Annotated in this window: 16 protein-coding genes; all 16 read left to right on the top strand. The window is 66.2% G+C overall.

What is annotated here, in order from left to right:
• Window positions 1-3,058: YadA-like family protein (locus tag HB634_RS19925; RefSeq protein ID WP_213949841.1), on the top strand; the 3,058-nt coding region annotated here is incomplete at its 5' end.
• Window positions 3,059-3,263: 205 nt separating this feature from the next.
• On the top strand, window positions 3,264-4,979 hold the full coding sequence (gene gspE, locus HB634_RS19920; RefSeq protein ID WP_255548700.1) for a type II secretion system ATPase GspE: 1,716 nt from the start codon (window positions 3,264-3,266) through the stop codon (window positions 4,977-4,979).
• 8 nt (window positions 4,980-4,987) lie between these two features.
• On the top strand, window positions 4,988-6,205 hold the full coding sequence (gspF, locus tag HB634_RS19915; RefSeq protein ID WP_213949839.1) for a type II secretion system inner membrane protein GspF: 1,218 nt from the start codon (window positions 4,988-4,990) through the stop codon (window positions 6,203-6,205).
• A 26-nt stretch (window positions 6,206-6,231) separates the two neighbouring features.
• Window positions 6,232-6,657, top strand: coding sequence for a type II secretion system major pseudopilin GspG (gspG, locus tag HB634_RS19910; RefSeq protein ID WP_082878826.1), 426 nt, complete (start codon window positions 6,232-6,234; stop codon window positions 6,655-6,657).
• A 16-nt stretch (window positions 6,658-6,673) separates the two neighbouring features.
• The gene (locus HB634_RS19905) at window positions 6,674-7,114 is read left to right on the top strand and encodes a GspH/FimT family protein (RefSeq protein WP_063570378.1); all 441 of its coding nucleotides are present in this window, start codon (window positions 6,674-6,676) and stop codon (window positions 7,112-7,114) included.
• A complete protein-coding gene (locus HB634_RS19900) occupies window positions 7,111-7,527 on the top strand; it encodes a prepilin-type N-terminal cleavage/methylation domain-containing protein (protein WP_345777515.1) in 417 nt (138 codons plus the stop codon). Before HB634_RS19905 ends, HB634_RS19900 begins: the two co-directional genes overlap by 4 nt.
• The gene (locus HB634_RS19895; protein WP_063570376.1) at window positions 7,524-8,189 is read left to right on the top strand and encodes a prepilin-type N-terminal cleavage/methylation domain-containing protein; all 666 of its coding nucleotides are present in this window, start codon (window positions 7,524-7,526) and stop codon (window positions 8,187-8,189) included. The genes HB634_RS19900 and HB634_RS19895 overlap by 4 nt, the downstream gene beginning before the upstream one ends.
• Entirely contained in the window at window positions 8,186-9,040 is an 855-nt protein-coding gene (locus HB634_RS19890) for a type II secretion system protein GspK (RefSeq protein WP_063570375.1), read from the top strand. Before HB634_RS19895 ends, HB634_RS19890 begins: the two co-directional genes overlap by 4 nt.
• Window positions 9,037-10,275: a type II secretion system protein GspL gene (locus HB634_RS19885; RefSeq protein ID WP_213949837.1), complete on the top strand. Its 1,239-nt coding sequence runs from the start codon at window positions 9,037-9,039 to the stop codon at window positions 10,273-10,275. The genes HB634_RS19890 and HB634_RS19885 overlap by 4 nt, the downstream gene beginning before the upstream one ends.
• Window positions 10,262-10,858 (top strand): type II secretion system protein GspM, encoded by a 597-nt coding sequence (gene gspM, locus HB634_RS19880; RefSeq protein WP_231873815.1) that lies wholly within the window; start codon window positions 10,262-10,264, stop codon window positions 10,856-10,858. The genes HB634_RS19885 and gspM overlap by 14 nt, the downstream gene beginning before the upstream one ends.
• A complete protein-coding gene (locus HB634_RS19875; protein ID WP_063570372.1) occupies window positions 10,855-11,628 on the top strand; it encodes a hypothetical protein in 774 nt (257 codons plus the stop codon). The genes gspM and HB634_RS19875 overlap by 4 nt, the downstream gene beginning before the upstream one ends.
• A 38-nt stretch (window positions 11,629-11,666) precedes the next feature.
• Window positions 11,667-13,868, top strand: coding sequence for a type II secretion system secretin GspD (gene gspD / locus HB634_RS19870; protein WP_213949836.1), 2,202 nt, complete (start codon window positions 11,667-11,669; stop codon window positions 13,866-13,868).
• Between the two features lie 42 nt (window positions 13,869-13,910).
• Window positions 13,911-16,421, top strand: coding sequence for an ATP-dependent helicase HrpB (hrpB, locus tag HB634_RS19865; protein WP_213949835.1), 2,511 nt, complete (start codon window positions 13,911-13,913; stop codon window positions 16,419-16,421).
• Between the two features lie 156 nt (window positions 16,422-16,577).
• Window positions 16,578-17,759 carry a hypothetical protein gene (locus tag HB634_RS19860; RefSeq protein ID WP_213949834.1) on the top strand — a complete coding sequence of 394 codons (1,182 nt, stop codon included), beginning with the start codon at window positions 16,578-16,580 and terminating at the stop codon, window positions 17,757-17,759.
• Window positions 17,756-19,708, top strand: coding sequence for a hypothetical protein (locus HB634_RS19855; RefSeq protein WP_213949833.1), 1,953 nt, complete (start codon window positions 17,756-17,758; stop codon window positions 19,706-19,708). The genes HB634_RS19860 and HB634_RS19855 overlap by 4 nt, the downstream gene beginning before the upstream one ends.
• A gap of 2 nt (window positions 19,709-19,710) precedes the next feature.
• Window positions 19,711-20,562 carry a hypothetical protein gene (locus tag HB634_RS19850; protein WP_213949832.1) on the top strand — a complete coding sequence of 284 codons (852 nt, stop codon included), beginning with the start codon at window positions 19,711-19,713 and terminating at the stop codon, window positions 20,560-20,562.
• The last annotated feature ends 5 nt before the right edge of the window (window positions 20,563-20,567 follow it).

Raw genomic sequence — 20,567 nt, 5'->3', positions numbered from 1 at the left:
ACTGGGTAATAACGCGACGGCGCTCGGTGCGAATGCCTGGGCGCTGGGAGAAAACTCGGTAGCGCTCGGCGCGGATTCGCAGGCCGATCGTGACAACACGGTGTCGGTAGGCACCGCAGGCCATGAACGGCAGATCGCGAACGTTGCCGCAGGAACGGAAGACACCGATGCGGTGAACAAGGGCCAGCTCGATTCGTCGGTGAGTGGCGCCACGCGCTACTTCAAGGCGAACGGTCTGAACGACGGCAGCGACGATGCGCAAGCAACTGGCCAGTACGCAACGGCTTCGGGTTCCGGTGCTCTCGCCGGCGCTGATGGTGCCACGGCGACCGGTAGTGGTGCGGTAGCGACGGGCGTCAACGCGACAGCGACGGGTTACGGCAGCGTCGCCACGGGGCAGAACAGCGCTGCGTATGGCGCCGTTGCGCAGGCCGAAGGTGCGAGTAGCACGGCCATCGGCGAGTCATCCTACGCGTCGGCGGCAAATTCGGTCGCCCTCGGTGCCGGTTCACTGGCTGACCGCGCGAACGCCGTCTCGGTAGGCAGTGCGGGTAGCGAGCGTCAGATCACCAACGTCGCCGCAGGTACCGAAACCACGGATGCGGTGAACAAGGGCCAGCTCGATGCCGTGGCGGGTGGCGTAATCGACGCCAGCCACTACTTCAAGGCGAACGGCCTTAACGACGGTAGCGACGATGCGCAGGCGGTGGGTGATTTGGCCACGGCGGCGGGGTCGGGCGCTTTCGCGTCGGGTACCGGTGCGACGGCGACGGGTGCGGGCGCCAATGCGGTGAACCAGTTCGCCACGGCGAACGGTTACGGCAGCACCGCCAGTGGAATGAACAGCGCTGCCTTCGGTGCGGGTGCGCAGGCGACGGGTGCCGGCAGCGTCGCGGTCGGAGGCAATGCCGTCGATGAGGACGGTAACCCCCTTATCTCAGACAGCAATGGCAACCCCGTCGACACCGGCGCGACCAGCGCAGGCGTCGGCGGTACGGCAGTTGGCGCAAGCTCCCAGGCAGGCGGCTTCGCAGCGACCTCGGTCGGTGTCGGCGCCTACGCCAGTGGTGCACAGTCCACGGCCCTGGGTGCCGTCGCCAACGCCACCGGCGACTACGCGACGGCCGTGGGTACATCGACGACGGCTTCGGGTGCGGGCTCGGTAGCCGTCGGTGGACCGAGCAACCTGCCGGGTGTGGGCCTGATCTATACCGGTGCGACGGGTGACAGTGCCGCCGCGTTCGGCGCGGGTGCGCAGGCCACGGCGGATTACGCCACGGCGCTCGGTGGCGTGGCCGCTGCCGAGGGCGTCGGTAGCACGGCGCTGGGTTACTTCGCCTACGCGCCGGGCGGAAATGCTACCGCGCTGGGTATCAATAGCTGGGCATCCGGTGCCAGCAGTGTCGCGGTGGGTGACTTCTCGACCGCCTTGGGCGCGAACAGCGTCGCGCTGGGTTCGAACTCGCTCGCCACCCGCGCGAATACGGTGTCGGTGGGTGATCGCGGTAGCGAACGGCAGATCACCAATGTCGCAGCGGGCGTGCAGGGTACGGATGCCGTCAACGTACAGCAGCTGCATACCCTGTCCGACAGTGTGAGCAGCGCCAGCCACTACGTATCGGCGACGGGCGCGGCCGACGGCTCGGACGATGCGAGCGCCACGGGCCAACTGGCCATCGCGACCGGGGCGGGGAGCAGCGCGAGCGGCGACCTGTCGACCGCCAACGGTGCCTTCGCCACCGCGAGCAAAGAGTCGTCGACGGCGATCGGTGCCTCGGCCAATGCCGGAGCGGCGGGTGCCACGGCCATCGGCGACAGTGCCAGGGCCCTGGGCGTCAATTCGGTCGCGCTCGGTAACGGATCGCTTGCGACGCGAGCCAATACGGTGTCGGTGGGCAGTGCGGGGAACAACCGCCAGATCACCAATGTGGCATCGGGTACGCAGACCAACGACGCGGTGAACGTCGGCCAGTTGAACACGGCACTCTCAAGCGCCTTCTCGGGCAGCTCGAACGTGGCGGGAAACGCCATGGCGATGGCCCTGGGTGGTGGCGCAACGATGGGCGCCAATGGCTTCGTCGGCCCGGTCTATCGGGTGCAGGGGGGCTCGTACGGTACGGTGGGTGGCGCGGTCGGTGCGCTGGACGGCGCCCTGACATCGCTGAACAGCCGTGTGGGCAGTCTGGAATCGAAGTCGGCAGGCGGTTCCGGCACCGGAACGACGCCGATTCGGCGTGATGCGGTCGCTGCAGCACCGGCATCGGTCAGCAGTCCGGGCGTCATGGCGGCCGCCGTCACACCGGCTGTCACATCGGCCGCCGTGGCGCCTGTCGTATCTGCTGCTGCGGCAGCGCCGCCGGTGACGGCCCAGGCCGTCGTGCCAGGGACCGGCAACGGCATCGCGATCGGTACCGGCAGCTATGCGAAAGACCCAACGGACATCGCGGTTGGCAACAACGCCAGCGTCGGCGCCGATAACGGCACGGCGGTCGGCAACGGAGCGACGGTGACGGCGGCAGCGACCAACAGCGTGGCCCTTGGCGCCGGGTCGGTCGCTGACCAGGCCAACACGGTGTCGGTGGGTGCGGTGGGCGCCGAACGGCGCATCACCAACGTCGCCGCCGGCACCGCGCCCACGGACGGGGCCAATGTCGGGCAGGTGGATCAGGCCGTGGCGACTGCGAAGGCCTATTCCGACCAGGGCGATGCCGCCACCCTCAACAGCGCCAAGCAGTACACGGACCAGAAGTTCGGGGATGTCGTGAGCGGCGGGGCCTTCAACGAGTACAAGAGCCAGGTCGACCACCGCTTCAACGACCTCAACGACCGCCTGAACAAGGTAGGCGCCATGGGTGCGGCGATGTCGCAAATGGCGTTCAGCACCCAGGGTGTCAGCGGGGACAACCGGCTTGGCGTGGGCGTCGGTGGGTACAAGGGTCAAGGCGCGATGTCGGTTGGCTACTCGCGCAGCCTCAGTCCCAAGGCGACTCTCACCTTCGGCGCCGCGATCAGCGGCGGTGAGACTTCAGGAGGTGTCGGTGTAGGCATCGGCTGGTAATCAGCCCGGCGATATCCTACGAGTCAGCCCGAAGGGCGCGAAAGCCGGCGATGACGTCGGCTTTCGCTTGTTGCGCCATGTCGCGGAACACGGGATTCACGGTCGCCGTCGACGCACGGTATGTGCTACCAATAGCGGCCCGCGTGGTCTGGATCGATCGCGTGGATCGACCGCTTTAACGGACCGTGAGGAAGGCATGTCTGCAATGACTGAGCATAGGGATATGCTGACCGGGGAACCGGGAGAAGCTCACGTCTGTGCGCACCTGGTGGCGCATGGCCGCCTTAAGGACACCGACCTCGCGCGGGCCAGGCGCCTGCATGACGAGACGCCGGAGGGTACGCTTACCTCGTTGATGGCCCGTCTTGGCCTGGTGTCGGAGCGCGATCTGGCCGATGCCTGGGCCGAATTGCTCGGTCTGACGCTGCTGGCAGCCAAAGACGCCCCGGACCTGCCCCCGGCCGATATCGAACTGTCGGTTCGCTTCCTCAAGCAGTACCACGTCATTCCCGTTCGCGAAGGCGAGGGCGGTCTGGCGCTTCTGGTTGCCGATCCCGCCGACCCGTACCCGTTGCAGGCTGTCCGGCTCGCCACGGGTCGCGACCTGCCCCTGCGGGTGGGACTGCGTTCGGAGATCGACGGACTCATCGAGCGCTATTACGGCCAGGGCCGTTCTGCCATGGGCAGCATTGTCGAGAGCCTGGATGGCAGCGCGGCCGAAGAGGACGATGTCGAGCACCTGCGCGATCTCGCCTCCGAAGCGCCGGTGATTCGCCTGGTCAACCTCATTCTCCAGCGCGCCGTAGAACAGCGGGCGTCGGACGTGCACATCGAGCCGTTTGAGAACCACCTCAAGGTCCGCTACCGCATCGATGGTGTGCTGCACGAAGTGGAAGCGCCACCGTCGAGTTCCACCGCTGCGGTCATTTCGCGCGTGAAGATCATGGCCCGTCTCAACATCGCGGAGCGGCGACTACCGCAGGACGGCCGCATTCAGCTGCGCGTGCAAGGCAAGGAGCTGGACCTGCGCGTGTCCACGGTGCCGACCAGCTTCGGCGAATCGGTGGTCATGCGTATCCTCGATCGCGAATCGATCATTTTCGATTTCGCCTCGCTGGGCTTCACCGACAACTTCCGCGATCGTTTCGTCGAAGTGCTCGACCGCCCGCACGGCATCCTGCTGGTGACCGGCCCGACCGGCTCCGGCAAGACGACGACGCTGTACACCGCGCTGTCACAGATCAATACGCCGGACGTGAAGATCATCACGGTCGAAGATCCGGTCGAGTACCAGATCGAAGGCATCAACCAGATCCAAGTCAAGCCGCAGATCGGCCTGGACTTTACCGGTGCGCTTCGCTCCATCGTCCGACAGGATCCGGACGTCATCATGATCGGCGAAATGCGCGATCTCGAAACCTGCCGCATCGCGATCCAGTCGGCGCTGACGGGGCATCTGGTGCTGTCCACGCTGCATACCAACAGCGCGTCGGGCGGCATCACGCGCCTGCTCGACATGGGTGTGGAAGATTATCTGCTTGGCTCGACCGTGAATGGCATCCTCGCCCAGCGCCTTGTTCGCCGGCTGGATCCGGAAACGGCGATCGCGTACGAGGCTCTGCCCGAGGTGATTGAACAGTTCGAGCTGCACAAGTACACCGACGAGCGGCCGATCCGCTTGTGGAAGCCCGGAACCAGTGCGACCAACCCGACCGGCTACCGCGGCCGTCGCGCGATCATGGAATTCCTCGTCATGAGTGATCCGCTTCGTCGCCTCGTGATGCAGCGTTCCGATGCCGGCGAAATCGAACGGCAGGCGCGGGCCGAGGGCATGCGCACCATGTACGAAGACGGCCTCGCCAAGGCGGTGGCCGGTGTTACCACGATCGAAGAAGTCCTTCGCGTCACCCAGGAATCCTAGGCCCTCCCATGAGCCAGTTCCGTTACCGAGCTATCAGTGCCGCCGGCGAAGCGCTCACCGGCAGGATGGAAGCTGCGTCCGTTGAAGACGTGGTTGCGCGCCTCCAGGATCAGGGCCACACGCCGTTGGAAGCCGCACCCGCCGACGGCGCGGCGAGCGGTGGCGGATTCGCGGCGTTGTTTCGCAAGGGGGTGTTCACCGGGGATCAGCTCGCCCAGTTCACTCACCAGCTCGCCACCCTGCTCAGCGCCGGCCAGCCACTGGATCGTGCGCTTGGCATCCTGCTCGACCTTCCCGAAGGCGAGCGTGCGAAGAACCTCGTCGAGCGCGTGCGTGACCGCGTCCGCGGCGGAACGACTTTGTCCACGGCACTCGACGAAGAGAACGGGGTCTTCCCGCGTCTCTATATCAGCCTCGTGCGGGCGGGCGAAGCCGGTGGCTCGCTCGACGAAACGCTGCGCCGCCTGGCCGACTACCTGGAACGGGCACAGGCGCTCCGCGGCAGCATTATCAACGCGCTGATCTATCCCGCCTTCCTGATGGTCGGCGTGCTCGGTTCACTGGTGCTGTTGCTGGCTTACGTCGTGCCGCAGTTCGTGCCGATCTTCGCCGACATGCAGGTGCCGATCCCACTCATCACCAAGGTCGTGCTCGCCCTGGGTACGGTGATCAGTGACTGGTGGTGGGCGCTTGGCCTCGCGCTCTTCGTCCTGGGCGTCTTCATCCGCCTGCGCCTTCGTGATCCCGACGCGAAGCTGGCCTTCCACGCGCGCCTGCTCACCATGCGGGTATCCGGGCCGTTGTTACTCAAGGTCGAGACCGCACGTATCGCACGCACCCTGGGTACCCTGCTGAAGAACGGCGTGCCCTTGCTTTCGTCCTTGGCCATCGCACGCCAGGTCACCGGCAACCGCGCGCTCGACCTGGCGCTCGAACAGGCCGCTGAACGTGTCAAGGGCGGCGCCGGTCTCGGCAGCTCCCTCGCCCAGACAGAGCGCTTCCCCCGCCTTGCGCTGCAGATGATCCAGGTCGGCGAAGAGGCCGGCGCGCTCGATACCATGCTGCTCAAGGTCGCCGATACCTTCGATGTCGAAGCCAAGCGCGCCATCGATCGCCTGTTGGCGGCGCTGGTCCCGGCACTCACCATCGTCATGACCGTCATGGTCGCTTTCATCATGGCGGCGATCCTGCTGCCTCTGCTCAGCCTTACCAGCAACATCAACTGACCGTATTCGTTCCAAGGAGCTCTGCCATGCGCGCGACACGTACGCTTCGACCCCGCCTCTCCCGTGGCTTCACGCTGCTCGAAATGCTCGCCGTCATCGTCCTGATCGGCATCATCGGCGCCATCGTCGTGACCCAGGTGGGCAAGAACGTCGACAAGGGCAAGTACGGCGCGGGCAAGGCCCAGGTCGTCACCCTGGGCCAGAAGGTCGAAAACTACGCGCTCGATAACGGCGCGCCGCCGCACGATCTGGGCGACCTTGTCGCCAAGCCCGCCGATGCACAGAACTGGCAGGGTCCTTACGCGAAGGAGTCGGACCTGAAGGATCCGTGGGGCCATCCGTTCGGCTATCGCTACCCGGGCGAACACGGCAGCTTCGACCTCGTGTTCTATGGTCAGGACGGCAAGTCCGGCGGCGAGGGCTATTCCGCCGACTACGGCAACTGGCAGTAAGCGACCCGGCACGGCCATGCATACGCGCGGATTTACGCTGTTCGAAATGCTGGCCGTGATCCTGCTCATCGCGATCGCGGCGGCGGCAGTGTCCATTCCTATTACCCAGGGGCTCGCCAGCGCACGCGTGAATGCGGCCAGTGGCGAGCTCGCTGCTGCCTTGCGCTGGACCCGTGCGCAGTCGATCGTCAAAGGCGAAAGCCTCGCCCTCGAGGTGGACACGTCGGCATCGACATACAAACCGCCGGGCAAGTCGTTGGTCACCCTTCCGAAGGATATGCGCGTCTCGATCACAAGTGCGCGCGAGGACCAGGCGAACGCCACCACCGGACGCATCCGCTTCTTCCCCGACGGCAGTTCGACGGGTGGTCGCGTTACGCTGACGCGTGGGCAACGGGAATGGCACGTCAACGTCGCCTGGCTCACGGGTGCCGTCAGCGTCGTGGATTCGAAGTGAGCTATCCCGGTCGCCAACGCGGGTTCAGCCTGCTCGAGATCATCGCCGCCATTGCCATCCTGGCGATCGCCTTCGCGGCGCTCATGCAGGTTGCGGGCAGTTCCATGAGCCTCACGGCACGCGCTAATGAACGCACCCAGGCGGCGCTGCGCGCGCGCACGCTACTTGACGGTGCCTTCGTCATGGAGCCGCTGCGCGAAGGCGATAGCGAAGGGCGCTTCGACGATACCTACCGCTGGCACATGAACGTCACGCGCTATGTCACCCCCGATGTGAAACCTCCGGCGGACGGCACCGCCAGCCGCGTGTATCGGCTGGATCTGGATGTCAGCTGGGGTGTGGCCGACAACGAGCGGCACGCGCGGTTTTCAACGCTGCGCATGGGTGGCGCGAACACGGACGGCTCACCGTGAGGCGCGCGGCCGGTTTTAGCCTTATGGAAGTGCTCGCGGCGCTGGCGTTGCTGACCATCGTGTTGCTCGGGGTCTACTCGGGCATCAGCACGGCGTCGCGCATCGTCCGTAGCGGCGACCAGGCCATCGAGCGCATGGATGAGATCCGTTCCGCGCAAACGTTTCTTCGCAGCGAACTGGCCCAGGCGCTCGCCGTGCCGTTCGACGAGACCGACGATGGCGATCCGATCGTGTTTTCCGGTACCTCGCGCACGCTGCGGTATGTCGCCCCGATGCCGGGTTACCTGTCGAAACTCGGCCCGCAATTACAGACGGTCTCGCTGGTCGACGATGGCCGTCAGAGTTATCGCCTCGAAGTGACTCTTGCGATGTTGCCTCCGGATGGCGGAGCGCCGCAGCCGATCGGCGAGCCCGAAGTCCTTCTTCGTGGCATTCGCAAGGGCTCGATCTCATATCGTGGCATGGACGATCAGAACCGCCCTGGCGACTGGCAGGACAGCTGGGATGACGGGCGGCGCACGCCGTCGCTGGTTCGCATCGAACTCGATGTCGGCGGCAACGTGACCTTTCCGACCCTCGTCGCACCCATCCGCATCGACGCGTCGGCATCGCGGAACGGTCTGTCGCTGACGCGTGGCACACGCGGGCCGGTGATTCGATGAATCGTGAACGCAACCGAGGTGTCGCGCTGCTTATCGTCCTGTGGGGCTGCACGTTGTTGGCCATCATGCTTGGCGGGTTCGCCGCACTGGCGCGAACCGAGGGCTTGCAAGCGCGCTACCAGTTCGCCCAGACGCGTGCCCACTATGCCGCGGAGGCAGGCATGGTCCGCGCCATCGAGGGTTTACAGACGACCGACCCCGACGGGCGCTGGATTGCCGACGGACGCCCTTATGTGTTCGAGTTCGATGACGCCAAGGTCAACATCACTGTCGTCGATGAAGACGGCAAGGTGGACCTCAACGCCGCCTCCGACCAGGTGCTGACCGGCTTGTTCAAGGCGGCCGGCGCCAACGACGACAAGGCGAAGAGCCTTTCCGCCGCCGTCCAGGACTGGCGCCGCCCCGGCGATGCCGCTTCGCCCAACGGCGCGAAGAAGCCCCAGTACGAAGCAGCGGGCCTCGGGTACGGGCCACGCAACGGGCCCTTCGCCACGGTGGAGGAGGCGCGCATGGTGCTCGGCATGGATCCGGCCATCTGGACCGCCGTCGCGCCCGTCCTGACGATCTGGTCCGGTCGCGAGCGACCGAACACCGAGCACGCCCAGCCGCTCGCACTGGCTTCGATTCCCGGACTTGGCGAGGCGGGTGCCCAGGCCATCCTGGCCACCCGCGGGCAGGCCAACGGTGCGTCGGTCGCCGGGGGCAACGGTGTCACGCACACGATACGTGCGGAGGCCATCCTTGACGACGGAACTCGGAGTTTCCTTACATCGACCGTCCGACTGCGTGGGATAAGATCCGGTAACCAGCCCTACGCGATATTGCGTTGGCGCGAAGGAGATGTTGAATGACCGCTTTGCAGGATGCCTCCCAGCTTCAGCTCGACCGCCTGCGCCGTGCCTGGCGCGGCAGCGTGCTGCCGGGCTTTCTGCGCTGGTGGGGTGGCGAGTTGTCGGCGCTGCTGCCGGTACGCTGGCGACAGGCCTTCGCCGGTGGCGAGCGCTGGTATGTCCTCGAACGCGGCGACGACGTCTGGCAGCTTCGTCGCGCCGGCGAAAGTCTGTCCATCGCGGACGCCTTCGACGCCGACACCGCCGAACACCGTGCCGCCCTGCTGGCGCGTGCCCTGGACGAGTGCGATCCCGCCGATCGCCGTATCGCTTTGCTCATGCCGGCCGCCCAGGTGCTCCGGCGTCGTCTGGTGCTGCCGGTCGCCGCACGCGACAACCTGCGTCAGGTGGTCGGCTACGACATCGACCGGCAGACACCCTTCCGCGCTGAGGACATCCACTTCGGCGTGCGCGAACTGGGCGAAGGTGGCCCGGAGGGCCGCTTCGTTGCCGAGCTCGCCGCCACGCCACGTGCCTCCCTCGATCCGCTTCTCGACGAACTCGCGGCCTTGCGGGTTGCCCCCGATCGCGTCGATGTCCCCCAGGGCTACGGACTGGCCGGTGTCGATCTGTTGCCGCCTGCGCGTGCGCCGCGCCGCGTGGATCGTCGACGCCGATTGAACCTCGCCCTGGTTGCGGCCATCGTGCTCCTGCTGTTTGGCGCCATGGGCGCATGGCTGCACAATCGAAACGTCGCGCTCGAAACCATGCGTGCCGACGTCGATGCCATGCAGTCCGATGCACAGCGGGTGAAGGCCCTGCGTCAACGTCTTATGGATAGCGCGGGCGCCTCGGGCTTCCTCGTCCGTCGCAAGAGTGAGTCTCCTTCGATCCTGCCGGTACTCGACGAACTCACCCATCGGCTGCCCGACGACACCTGGCTGGAGCGCTTCACGCTCAATGCCACGGGTCAGATCGGCTTTCAGGGCCAGAGCCCGCAAGCGGCCCGCCTCATCGACGCGCTCAAGGGAGCGCGCAGCATTGCCGAGCCGAGCTTCCAGGGCACCATCCAGACGGATCCCACGTCCGGCAAGGAACGCTTCTACATGCAGGCGAAGGCGTTGATGGCGAAGCCTGTGACTGCCGCACCTGCAAGGGTAGCGTCCGCGCCCGCGCCGGCAGCCGCATCGACGAAGGCAGCGGCGACCCCGACCGCCCCGATCAAGGAGGATGCCCGTGCGCATGAAGCCCGCTGAATCTCGCGTCGCCGCGATCCTGCTTCTGGTCGTAGCCATCGCCATCGGCTATTTCGTGTTGATCCACTGGTGGTTCGTATCGCCCCAATTGGCGATCGCCAGCGACATGAATGACCTGCGCGACACGCAACGCCGTTACGCCGCCGCGATCGCCGAGCGACCACAGCTGGAGAAACGTCTGGCTACGCTCGAACAGGGCCAGACACGGAGCGATGCCTTTCTCGCCGGCGACGACACGAACGCTGCCGCGGCGGGGCTCATGCAGCGCATCGTGGATGTCGCCGCAGCCCACAAAGAAGATGGCTCCTGCGACGTCGTGCAGAAAATGCCCGTACCAAGCCAGGAGAAAGCCGGTGATCCGTACCGGAAAGTCACCGTGAATATCAGCCTGCGCTGCCAGGTGCAGCCGATGACCGCGGTGCTTCACGATATCGAGGAAGAAACGCCGTACCTCTTCATCGAGGACTTCAGCATCTATCGCAATCCCGTTGCTGCGCGAGCCGGTGGCGCTGCGCCGATGGAAGTGCAGTTCACCGTGTCCGGTTATATCCATGCCGCCCGCGCGGCGAAGGCGGCCACATGAACGCGGCCGGTCAACGTCGGCTGACGCCGGTGCTCGCCATCATTGCGCTGGCCTTTGGTTGCACCGCTGTCGCCTTTGCCATGGGCGTAGGGCAGGGCGTGCGCTGGGACGATCCGGCGCCACCGGAGGCCTTGCCACAGCTGCGCGCCGCAGCGATGCCGCCCACCTCGCCACTGAATCGCTATGCCGAGGTCTGGCAGCGACCGCTGTTCATGGCTGACCGTAAACCCGTGGCGGCAGCGGACACGGACGATTCATCCAGCAACATCGGAGATCTCGAACTGACCGGCATCATCATGACCTCAGACCTGCGCATGGCCTTGCTACGCGATCGGGGCAAGGACATGACGGTGCGCGTCAAGGAAGGCGCCGCGCTCGCCGACGGTCACTGGACGCTCGCCTCGCTGACGCCCCGCAGCGCCGTGTTCGACAACGGCGGCCAGCGCCGCGAATTGACGCTGAAGGTCGCCGCTCCCGAGGCACTGACCAAGGACCCAGGTCGGCAGGGAGCCGTACCGGCAGCGGGACAGTCGCCCCAGCCTCCGCGCACTAACCCTGGCCTTTCGGGCAGCGGTGTGCACGTGGAGCAGGCGTCCGGCATGACCGGCCCCGCACTGCCTCGTCCGCCTGCCGCACCGGCGCGGGATGCACCGCCCCGACAGGACGACAGCGCGCTCCAGCAAGCCAGGATCGAAGCCCTGAAACAAGCCGTACAGAAGCGCCGCATGGAGCAACAACAACAGCGGCAGCAAGCGCAGGACTCGCAGTAGCGGGCGCATGAGGCGCCCACCACGGAAGGAAGGACATCATGAAGCGACTCAATCTCGGCATCGCCGTCGCGGCGGCTTTGCTCGCGACGGGCTGTGCCCCCCACGCGACGCGCTCGACCTATGGCGATATCGCGCGTGAAGCCCTCGCCGGCGTCGACCATCCCGTACCGGAGCCGTTGCCACTGGCCCCGGCTTCTGAATCGCCCCCGTCGACGGCGCAGCCCGCCGGGGCCCAGAGGGAAATCAGTCGCGGCAGCGGAACCTTCATCCACCCGCAGGCGCTGAAGGAGCCTCGCCAGACGGTGGCTGGCGAGGGAGCGGTCACACTCAACTTCGAAGACCAGCCGATCGAGGCCGTCGTCAAGGCGATCCTCGGCGATCTCCTCGATGCGAATTACTCGCTCGCCCCCGGCGTGCGCGGCACCGTATCGTTCTCGACATCCAAGCCGGTCAAGCGCGAAGACGCCTTGCCGATCCTCGAGAACCTGCTGTCGTGGACGGGCAATGCACTCGTCAGGGAGCACGGTCGATACACGGTCGTGCCCACGTCGCAGGCCGTCGCCGGGCGGCTCGCGCCAACCCTCGGTGCGAATGCCCCTCGCGATGGCCTCGGTGCCCGGCTATTCCCGTTGCGCTTCGTCGCCGCACCGGAAATGGCCAGGCTTCTCGCGCCGTTCGCGGCGACGGACGCCATCCTCCTGTCCGATCCCGCAAGGAATGTCCTGGTGGTCGCGGGCACGCGTGAGGAACTGGATAACGTGGCACAAACCATCGACACCTTCGATGTCGATTGGGTGAGTGGTATGTCGGTAGGTGTCTTCGGCCTGAGAAATGCCGGTGTGGCTGAGTTGATGCCTGCGCTGGATTCCGTATTCGGGCAGAAGAGCGGTGCGCCTGTCGCGGGGCTTATCCGGTTCATCCCGATCGAACGCACCAACGCGATCGTCGTGATCGCCACGCAGGCCGCGCACATCGAGCAGGTGGGCGAGTGGATCGAACGTATCGACCGTGGCGGCGGCAACGAACCGCGCCTCTTCGTATACGACGTTCGAAACCTTCTCGCCTCGGATGTGGCCCGCTACGTGGGCAACATCTTCGGAGGTGCCGTCAGTGGCGACACCTCATCCGCGCAAGTAGGGCCCGGACTCAATGGCATCGCCTTGGGAGGAAGCGTGGGCGACGGAGGCAACGGCTTCGGTGATGGCAGTGGCGGTGGAACAGATGTCGCCCCGGACAGCGACGCGTCGTTCTTCCAGGCGCCATCCGCGGCGTCATCGGGCGATGGAAAGTCCAACATCCGCATCACCGCGATCGATGCGAACAACCAGTTGATGATTCACGCGCGGCCGTCGCAGTGGGCCGATATTCGCCAGGCCGTCGAGCGGCTCGACGCCGTTCCGCTCCAGGTGCAGATCGAAACCCGCATCCTGGAAGTCGTGCTTCGCGACAACTTCCGCTTTGGCGTGCAGTGGTATCTCGAGGGTCTCGCCGGCGGCAGCGGTGACTTGAGCCAGCCCGGCAACAAGCAGCAGTGGGCGCTAGGCAGCGGAGGTGGCAAGCCTTCGGGTAGTGACACGCTCTTCTATTCCTTCGTAAACAAGAACGTCCAGGTCGCGCTGCGCGCCATGGAAACGGACAGCAACACGACGACGCTCTCCGCGCCGTCGCTGGTGGTGGTGAACAACCGCAAGGCACGTATCCAGGTGGGCGACCAGATTCCCGTCACGCAGACCTTCGTCAACCCCGGCCTGGGTAGCGATAAAGAAGTGGGCCAGGTCACCTACAAGGACACCGGCGTCATTCTCGAGGTGCGTCCGCGAGTGAATCCGGGTGGCCTGGTTTACCTGGACGTGACCCAGGAGGTCAGCCGGGCCGACGAGGCCGTTGTGCCGGGACAGAACGTCGCCATCGCGAAGCGCAAGCTGGATACCCAGGTGGCGGTGCGCAGCGGGCAGACCGTGTTGCTGGGTGGCCTCATCAGGCAACGCGACAACCGTGGACGAGCGGGGGTGCCGGGACTGTCGCGCATCCCATTGCTGGGCGCCCTGTTCCGCAGCCGCAACGAAGATCTCATGCGGACGGAACTGATCGTACTGATCACGCCGAAGGTCATCGCCAGCGGCGACGATGCGAAGCGTGTCTCCGATGAGTACCGACAGCGCTTTCGTTCGCTGCAACCGCTCGAAGCGGCGACGCCGGAGGCCGCGACCGCATCGGCCCCAGCCGCCAGCGCGGGATGATTCCGGGCGATCCTGCGTCGGCTTGCGTAACATAGCCGGCGCATGACTCCCGTCTTCCCGATCACACCGCTCCTCCCAGACATCGTCGCTTCGCTCGCGGAGCGTCCACGCCTTGTCCTGGAGGCGCCGCCAGGCGCAGGTAAGACCACCCAGGTGCCGTTGGCCCTGCTGGCTGCACCGTGGCTCGCGGGAGCCCGCATCATCGTGCTCGAGCCGCGCCGTATCGCGGCGCGTGCCGCAGCGGCGTTCATGGCCGCGCAGCTCGGCGAGCAGGTTGGCGAGACGGTTGGCTACCGGATCCGCTTCGAGTCCCGGGTGGGGCCCCGTACCCGGATCCAGGTCGTTACCGAAGGCATCCTCGGCCGCATGATCCAGGACGATCCGACACTGGATGGCATCGGCGCGGTGCTCTTCGACGAATTCCACGAGCGTCATCTTGCCGGCGATCTGGGGGCCGCGCTCGCGCTGGATGTGCAGGCGAGTCTCCGCCCTGACCTCCGGCTGCTGGTGATGTCGGCAACGCTGGATGGTGAGCGCATCGCCCGCTGGCTCGACGCGCCCCGGCTGAGTAGTCCCGGCCGGAGCTTCCCCGTCTCCATCGTGCATTCCCCTGCGCGACCGCAGGAGACCACCGAGCAGCACCTCGCGCGGACCGTGCTCCAGGCGCTGCGTGAAAATCCCGGCGATGTGCTTGCCTTCCTGCCGGGTCGGCGTGAGATCGAGCGCGCCCGCAGCATGTTGGAGAAGCACGACGACGCACTCGAAGTAGTGGCATTACACGGTGAGCTGTCGCTGGCCGAGCAGCAACTCGCGCTGGCGCCGGCGGACCCTGGCGTGCGCCGTGTCGTGCTCGCGACCAATGTCGCCGAATCGAGCGTCACGTTGCCGGGTATCCGTGCCGTCGTCGACGCCGGTCTCGCGAGGGAGCCGCGATTCGATCCCCAGTCCGGCTTCACGCGACTGGAAACCGTGCACATCTCCCAGGCTTCGGCGGACCAGCGCGCGGGTCGCGCCGGTCGTGTCGCCGAAGGCACGGCCTACCGACTATGGCCGCAAAGCCGCCGTCTCGAACCATCGCGCACGGCGGAAATCGAACAGGCCGAGCTTTCCGGTCTCGCGCTCGAACTGGCCGGATGGGGTAGTGATGACCTGCCGTGGCTGGACGCGCCGCCGGCCGGCGCGATGAGCCAGGCGCGTGACTTGCTGCGGAGGCTCGGCGCACTCGACGAGACCTCGGCGATCACCGCGTTAGGCCGCGACATGTTGGGCTTGGGTGCGGCCCCGCGCCTGGCCGCCGCGGCATGGCGGACGCCGCCGGAGCGTCGCGCACTGGTCGCCGATCTGCTTGCCTTGACCGAAGCCCGCTCGCCGCTGCGGGGGGAGCTCGGGCGCACTGACGACTTCCGCCAGCGCGTCGCCGCACTGCATCTCTGGCGCGACGCGGGAGCGCGCGGTGCACGCGCAGGCTCGGCCGACATCGGCGCACTCGCGGCGATCGAGAAGGCCTCTTCCGGTTGGCGTCGACGACTCGACGTTCGTTCCGCCGCCAGCGGCGTGCCCGACGCGCACGCGGTCGGTGACCTTCTCGTTCATGCCTTTCCCGATCGCGTCGCCCGCCGTGACGATAGTCAGCCGATGCGCTACCAACTCGCCAACGGCCGCGGTGCGCGCCTGCACGAGGCGAGCGCGCTGCTCGGCGAGCCGTGGCTGGTCATCCTCGACCTGCGTCTGGACGCTCGCGACAGCCTGGTCTTCGCCGCTGCGCCCTTCGATCCCGACGTGCTCGAGCGCGACCACGCGGATCGTTTCATCACCGAACGCGTGTTGCGGTGGGACGACGAGCGGCAGATCGCCGAAGCCTTCGAGGAACGACGTTTCGATGCACTGGTGATCTCGCGCAAGGCCATTCCGGTGCGTGGCGATGACGCCATGCCGGCACTCCTCGCCGCGATTCGCGCGCGAGGTATCGCCAGCCTGCCGTGGAGCGACAACGCGCGGCGCCTCCGTGCGCGTATCGGGGCCCTGCACGCATGGCGTCCCGAGTTGAACCTGCCAGACGTCGCCGATGCCACGCTGATGCGTTCGCTGGAATCCTGGCTCTCGCCGTATCTCTCCGGCAAGCGACGGCTCGAAGCCCTGCAGGCGGCGGAACTGTCCGAGGCGCTGTCGGCCATGCTGGACTATGAGCAGCGTCGCGCGCTCGACGCGCATGCACCGGAAGAACTGAAAGTGCCCAGCGGGATGACCCGTCGGCTGGAGTACGGCACACGCGAAGACGACGCCGGTGCGCCGCCGGTGCTCGCCGTAAAACTGCAGGAATTGTTTGGCCTCGCCGATACGCCGCGTGTAGGCGACGGCCGCGTGCCCGTGATGCTGCACCTGTTGTCGCCCGCGGGCCGTCCGATCCAGGTCACACAGGACCTCGCCGGCTTCTGGAACCGCACCTATCCGGAAGTGAAGAAGGAGTTCAAGGGACGCTATCCGCGGCATCCCTGGCCCGACGACCCGTGGACAGCCGTGGCGACGCACCGCGCGAAACCACGCGGGACCTGACACGCGCGCGGGACATTGCCGTGCCGCTGCAGCGGCGCGCGCCGCTACTGCCTGAGCCACCTCCCTGCTGAACTACGTCGTCTACTCGCATCTACCGGACAAGGAGTTCCTGGTATGCCGTCGACGAACGTTCCCCAAGCACGCCAAGGTCGACGCATGCGTCACCTGGTCTGGATCGCCTGCGCCTGGTGCGCGGGAGCGGCAGCGCAGACGTCCGTGCCGCTCGCGCATTTCCTCCAGCCACCTGCCGGTGATTTCATTGCCGAGTTGATGAGCGAGCGCTTGTGGCGCCTGACGCCGTCCGCTTCGCCGCTCCACGACGACTCCGATGTGGAGCGACTCTCGCTGGTCGATCCGACGAACATGTATACCGAGCTGGCGCCTCTCAGCGAAAGGACCATGGACGCGACATGGCGCGCGGCGTGGACGTCCCTCGGACAGCGCGGCTTCGCCATGCCGCTCCCGCAAACCCAGGCGATTTTCCGCTGGGATCTCGGTCTGACCCGTGCACGCCCCGGTATCGAAATGCCTCCGCTGCGGCATGTGGAGGAACTGGGGAAACCCTGGGTAGCCGCGAACATCATCAAGGCTGGCGTGGACCGTGACCTGTTCGTCCAGGCGCGGCTGCTCGCCGGTCCCGGCAATGGGTTGATCGCGGCTAATCTGGCCCTGGCGGGGCAGCTCTTGCGCGAAAAGATCGAAGCGGCACAGGCATCGGGCGAGATCTATGCCGGCCTGTGGTCCGCTCCGCTTGAACACATGGTGGCTGCGCGTCGGGCGCATGCGCTGAGCGCGGTGGAGACCTCCTATCTGATGCGACTGCTCGAGAACGAGCTTTCCTCATCACGCGATCGTCCCCTCTCCGTCTATGGCAGTCGCGCGGTTCCCACGGCCGTCCGCGTAGCGCGTGCCGCGGCGGCGTATCGCTCGGAAAACTACACAGCGCCCTATCCCTGTTCCGACGATGGCGCCTTCGTCCCCGGCGTGGCGTCGACGAGCCTGGCTGACACGGAATCTGCTTTTTGCTTCACGGACATGATCGATCGCCGCGTCCTCGCCTGGTACGGCGCCGCGTTGCGCGACGATCTCGCCGCAAAGCTCGAGGATCCCGAGGTCATGGTGTCTGCGGTCGGCCCTCTGATCGAAGCCATTGACCGGCTGCGGCCCGCATGGTTGGGTGCCTTCGTTGGCGACACCCAGGATGCCTCGCTGGATACCGACATCGTCGCGGCGACGGTGGGCCGGGAACTGGTGTGGCAAGGACGGATCTCCGCGGAGGCCCAGGCCGCGCTGGAAGAACTTGCCGTCGACCGAATGTGTCGAGGGAGTGCGCTATGAAGCGCTCGAATCTGCGTTGCCTGGTCCATACCGGATTTGCCGTGTCGTGCCTGGTCGCGAGCCTGTCCGCTGCGGCGGTCGTTATCGGCAGGCGCTCGGTAGACGACGATCCCAACGGCAATGTCGTGAACGCGTTGATGAATGGCTTTCGCTTTTATGCCGATGGTTTGTCGGCGCGATACATCGATCGGGCCAACCAAGGCGTCGCGCCTGCGACCGGGCAGACGTGGCGAGCGTTCGAGCAGCGTATGATCGGCTCCACCTTTGTCACCCTGCTTTACACCTACCAGAGCGCCGATGGCGTGTCGCGCTCGCGAACGTATTACGCCATGTCCGGCAGCAGGGGCTCGGTCGACAGCCGAGCGGAGACCCTGCTGACCCCGGATCTCCCGGACTGGCTGGACCCGTGGCCCGGCGAAGTCATGGCGACCTCACAGGACGGCGCCAACTCGCGCGTGCCCTGGCAGATGCCGATGATCCGACCGGAAGCACCTTGGGATCTGCAGGACGCCGAAATGAAGGCCGTGCGCACGCTGGAGACGGACCTCAGAGACGGGACGGTCGAGAAGGGTGGTCTTGCCACTGTCTTCGTCAGCGGGCCGCTGTGCCTGGCCTGCGATCAGGCATTGAACAACTTCGCCAATGCGTATGAGCTGAGCCTGGTGGCGAACGAGAACGTGTGGGGTGGCTCGCAGGCGAGCGCACTGTTCCATGGCAAGCAAATGGCCTATCTGGCCACCGTGCGCAGTTCGCTCATCGGCCGCGAACGGTTTCGTCCCTCGCATGCACCGCCGGCACGGGGCAAGGTCCCCGACATGTGTGTCGCGGGACGTCCCGTCGTCTCGTTCCCGCTGGCGGTCAGGCCGTCGACCCATAGCGCGCTGGTGACCCTGATCCGCGCGTATGCACGGACGAAAGGTGATGCTTCCTACGTTCTCTCCGGCAGCGACGAGAGCTACGCGCGTTGGGTACTGGTCGATCCGTCGTCGCCGTATTCGGAACCCGCGGAGCGCGACCTCTCGAGCATGAACGACGCCGTCCGTCTCGCCGCACAACTGCTCGCCATCGAAGGCCGCGTGCCCGGGCAGCGTGAACTGAGCCTGCGCAAACAGCGCGAACTGGGCTTCACCAAGAGCCGGCCCTGGACGGACGTTGACGACTACTACGGTCCCCCTATCAACACGTATCGCGGCGTGCCCAGTCATACGAAGGCAGGCGTTCATGCCAACATCGTGATCGGTGTGCGGGACATGGTCGGCCATGACTATCCGGCTATCGGCGCGTTGTATGCGGTTGCTGCACAGCTGCTTCGGGAGAAGCTCGACGCGACGCCGGTCGCTGAGCAGCGGCGGCTCGGACTGCGCCCGGAGGTCCTGCAAGGGCTGGTCTCGACCCCGCGCGAGTGGCGACCGACCGAGTTCGATCGACAATACCTCGCCATCCTGCTCGACGGTGCGATGCGCGAGTGGGATATCGGTGCGCCACACAACAACACGCTTCCCCGTTTGCCGGTGGCCTTGCGCATCGGGCGCATGGCGGCGGCGTATCGCGACCAGCAGCCGTTCGATGTGGACCCCTGCCTCAATGCGAGGGATCACGACCCGGCGACGGCCGGCAAGGGCGGTGGCGATCCGCGACCGTTGTGCTTCAACGATGCGACAGACCGCGCGGTCTATGCATGGTTCGTCGACGAACTTCATCGCGAGATGGCACCCAGGCGCCCATCTGAGATCGGCGATCCTCATCGGGAGAAGATCGCGGGCCCCTTCCGGTACACCCAGTTCGCCGAACGATCGCTGGGCGGCGCGTCGCTGCACGCGGCGGTGCGCAAGGAAGTGGTGGAGATGAAGATCGTCAATCGACTGGTCGCCGACGGCGACCTCTCCTACGCAGCGTCGCTGCCGGTGATCCGTCGCGCCGTCAACCTTATGCAAGCGAAGGGGAACTAGTCATGCGCCCATCATCCATGACGTCTGCCGCACGGCTGGCGCTTGCCGTGGTGCTTTGCTTCGGCGGCGCAGACGCGTCGGCCGTCCGTAGGAAGCCCGCGCCCAAGCCCACGCCTGCGCCGACGGAGCTTCCCGACCCTTCACCAGGTACGGTCGTCGAAGCCGGGTATACGGAGGATGTCGAAGGCACGATGACCGATCGCCTTGGCTTCCTGATCAATGTCTATGCGCACGGCATGCAGGGCTACATCAGCGACGCCGTGCGCGACCGCAGCCGGGGTGTGGGTGAGCCGTCAATGGAGCGGTTTCGGAACCAGCTGATGAGGGCGACCTTCGCCTTCTTCGAATACAGCTGGCACGTCGGGGATGTTCGCTACACGCGCGTCTACGTGTCGCGTTCGAATCACGAATTCGAGCGGCTCATACCACACGGCGATTCGGATCTGGTCGTGCCGGGAACGCGGGAGGCGGATTACCTGCCCGACGTGAGTGTCTTTCGCTTCGCAAGGACGAATGTGGAGGTGCCGGGTTCATCGGTCAGGCCGAGCCACGATCCGCTGGCCAATCGGGCCAGCGATGCAGAGATCAAGATTCTGCAGACGCTGAAGAACGATATCTACCTGAATCCCGAGATGGCGAATGGGGAGCTGGTCGGCTTCGTCAGCCAGAAGCCCTGCATATCGTGCAGCCCGGCGCTTCGCCGTTTCGCCAGCGAGACCGGTGCGACGGTACGGGTCAACTACGTCGACGGTGAAAATGCCGATGGCAGAAGGACACCCTTGTTCCTGTCGTTGCGGCAGATTCGGGAAGTCGCGGCGACGCTGCTGGTGAGTTATTTCTCCCACATGCCCTGACGAGT

The organism is Luteibacter sp. dw_328 (assembly GCF_018449605.1).
Taxonomy (GTDB): domain Bacteria; phylum Pseudomonadota; class Gammaproteobacteria; order Xanthomonadales; family Rhodanobacteraceae; genus Luteibacter.
Note: the sequence above shows the minus strand (reverse complement) of the source record. Positions and strands in the feature narration are given on the sequence as shown.